1 protein-coding gene is annotated in these 3,611 nt (G+C 73.0%); it reads right to left on the reverse strand.

What is annotated here, in order from left to right:
- Nucleotides 1-3,611: SDR family NAD(P)-dependent oxidoreductase (locus tag ACIRU3_RS47430; RefSeq protein ID WP_404070632.1), on the reverse strand; the 3,611-nt coding region annotated here is incomplete at both ends.

Raw genomic sequence — 3,611 nt, forward strand, 5'->3', positions numbered from 1 at the left:
CAATCCACCTTCGACGACGGCTCATCCACATGCAGCGTCTGCGGCAACACACCATGGCGCATCGCCAGCACCATCTTCATCACGCCGGCGACACCGGCAGCAGCCTGCGTATGACCAACGTTCGACTTCAGCGAACCCAGCCACAACGGCCGGTCCCCCGACCGCTCCTGACCATAGGTCGCCAGCAACGCCTGCGCCTCGATCGGGTCACCCAGCGCCGTACCCGTGCCGTGCGCCTCCACCACGTCCACCTCAGTGGAAGACACCCGCGCGTTGGCCAGCGCCGCACGGATCACCCGCTGCTGCGACGGACCGTTCGGCGCCGTCAGACCGTTGCTCGCACCATCCTGGTTGACCGCACTGCCCCGCACCACCGCGAGCACCGGGTGACCGTTGAGCCGGGCGTCCGACAGCCGCTCCAACAGCAGCATGCCCGCGCCCTCACCCCACCCCGTACCGTCCGCCGCGTCCGAGAAGGCGCGGCACCGGCCGTCCGGAGACAGCGCGCGCTGACGGCTGAACTCCACGAAGGCCATGGGGGTGGACATCACCGTCACACCGCCGGCCAGCGCCAGCGAGCACTCGCCGCTGCGCAGCGCCTGCGCCGCGAGATGCAGCGCCACCAGCGAAGACGAACACGCCGTGTCCACCGTCACCGCCGGACCCTCCAGACCGAAGGTGTAGGAGAGGCGTCCGGAGGCGACACTGCCCGCGCTGCCGTTGCCGAGATAGCCCTCGAAGCCCTCCGGGGCGGTCCGCAGCCGCGAGCCGTAGTCGTTGTACATCACTCCGGTGAAGACACCCGTCTGGGTCCCGCGCACCGCGCCCGGGTCGATGCCCGCGCGCTCGAACGCCTCCCACGAGGTCTCCAGCAGCAGCCGCTGCTGCGGGTCCATGGCCAGCGCCTCACGCGGCGAGATCCCGAAGAACGCCGGGTCGAAGTCGGCCGCCGTGTGCAGGAAGCCGCCTTCCCGCACGTAGCTCTTGCCCTTCCGCTCCGGGTCCGGGTCGTACAGATCCATGTCCCAGCCACGGTCGGTGGGGAACCCGGAGATGCCGTCCCGGCCGGCGGCGACCATCTCCCACAGTTCCTCCGGAGAGCGCACACCGCCCGGATAACGGCAGCTCATGCCGACGATGACGATCGGGTCGTCGTCCACCGGGCCCCGGGCCGCCGTCGCCGCTGCGACGGCGGAGCCCGTCGTGCCGTCCCCCAGCAGCTCGGTGAGCAGGTGCCCGGTGAGCGCGTCGGGCGTCGGGTAGTCGAACACCAGGGTGGCGGAGAGCCGCAGGCCCGTCGCCTCGTTGAGCCGGTTGCGCAGCTCCACCGAGGTCAGCGAGTCGAAGCCCAGCTCCTTGAAAGCCCGGTCGTCCTCCACCGCGTCCGCCGAGCCATGGCCCAGCACGCCGGCCACATGGCCGCGGACCAGCTCCGACACCGCCTCCAGCCGCTCGCTCTCGGAGCGTCCGGCCAGGCGCTGCGCCAGCCCGGCCGCAGCGCCGCTCCGCGCGGTGGCTCGGGCCCGCGCCACCGGACCGCGCACCAGGCCGCGCAGCACTGCGGGGACCGGCCCGCCGGTCGCGCGGAGCGCGGCGAGGTCCAGGCGCACCGGCAGCAGCATCGCCTCATCCGTGCCGACGGCGGCGTCGAACAGGGCCAGGCCCTCGTCGGAAGCCAGCGGCACCAGCCCGGACCGCGCCACCCGCGCCAGATCGGCGTCGGTCAAGTGGCCGGTCACGCCGCTGCGTTCGGCCCAGAAGCCCCAGGCCAGGGATGTCGCGGGCAGGCCGCTGACCCGTCGCCGCTGTGCCAGCGCGTCGAGGAAGACGTTGGCCGCCGCGTAGTTGCCCTGGCCCGCGCTGCCCAGGGCGCCGGAGGCGGAGGAGAAGAGCACGAACGCGGTGAGGTCCAGCTCGCGGGTGAGCTCGTGCAGGTTCCACGCCGCGTCCACCTTCGGGCGCAGCACCGCGGCGAAGCGGTCCGGGGTCAGCGTGGCGACGAGACCGTCGTCCACCACACCGGCGGTGTGCACGACGGCGGTCAGCGGGTACTCGGCCGGAATCCCGGCCAGCAACCCGGCCAGCGCCTCCCGGTCAGCCACATCACAGGCTGCCACGCTCACATCAGCGCCCAGCCCGGACAGCTCCCGCACCAACTCGGCCGCACCCGGAGCCTGCGCACCACTACGACTCACCAACAGCAGCCGCCGGACACCGTGTCCGGTCACCAGATGCCGGGCGAGCAGGCCGCCGAGCGTCCCGGTTCCGCCGGTCAGCAGGACCGTGCCCGTACCGTCGAACGGCGGGAGGGCCGTGTCGGCTCCAGAAGCGCCGGCGCGCTCCAGGCGGGGTACCCGGATCTCACCGTCGCGTACCGCCAGTTGCGGCTCGTCGGAGCCGAGGGCGCGTGCCAGATCCTCACCGGACGGCTCCGTGCCGTCGGTGTCGAGCAGCACGAACCGGCCGGGGTTCTCCGACTGCGCCGCGCGCAGCAGACCCCACACCGGGGCGGAGGCCAGGTCTCGTACGTCCTCCTCGGGGCCCGTCGACACCGCGCCGCAGGTCACCAGCACCAGCCGCGCCTGAGGGTGTGTCCCAGCGGCCGCGCTGGGAGAGAACCGCTCGTCGGTGGGCCAGTTCCGCACCAGGGACACGGCGTGTTCCAGCGTGTCGCGTACCGCCTGCGGGGTGACTGCGTCCTCGGCACTCTGTGGGAACGGGACGAACACGGCGGACGGCGGCATGGCGGCACCGGAGGCGACGGCGGCGCCGAGCGCGTCCAGGTCCGCGTACGTGGCGCTCTCGGCGGCCACCGTGCCGAGCCCATACCGCGGCAGCACCTCCGACGTGCCGAGCAGCGCCCAGTCGGTGGCGCTCTCCGCACTGGGGGCGGCGATCGCGGTCAGCGTCGGCCACGTGAGACGGAAGAGCGCGTCGTGCCGCGGGCCGCCCTGTCCCGCGCGGGCGAGCTGGTCGGCGTCGATCGGACGTACGACAAGGGAGTCCACAATCGCGACCGGCTCACCCGTACCGTCCGCGACGGTCACCGAAACCGCGTCCGCACCCGCCGCGGCGAGCGCCACGCGGAGCGTGGACGCGCCCGTGGCACGCAGCGACACACCGCTCCAGCTGAACGGCAGCCGTACCTGCTCACCGTCCCCGAAGAACTCGCCCAGACGGATGGCGTGCAGGGCGGAGTCCAGCAGCGCCGGGTGGATACCGAAGCGGGCGGCCTCGTCCTGCTGGTCCTCCGGCAGAGCGACCTCGGCGAAGATCTCGTCGCCGCGCCGCCATGCCGCCCGCAGGCCCTGGAACACCGGCCCGTAGCCGTAGCCCGCGGCGGCGAACCCCTCGTACAGGCCGTCGACCGCCACGGGGACCGCGTCCACCGGCGGCCACACGGTCAGCTCGGGGAGGGCGGAGGTCGTGGGGCCACTGGCCAGGACGCCCGAAGCGTGGCGGATCCATGCCTCGTCCAGCCGGGTGTCCTCCGACCTCGAGTAGACACCGAGGGCACGGCGTCCGGACTCGTCGGGCTCGGCGACGGTCAGCCGCAGCTGGACACCGCCGCGCTCGGGAAGGATCAACGGCGCCTGAAGCGTCAGCTCCTC

Origin of the sequence: Streptomyces sp. NPDC101151 (assembly GCF_044768335.1) — a bacterium.
Classification (GTDB): domain Bacteria; phylum Actinomycetota; class Actinomycetes; order Streptomycetales; family Streptomycetaceae; genus Streptomyces.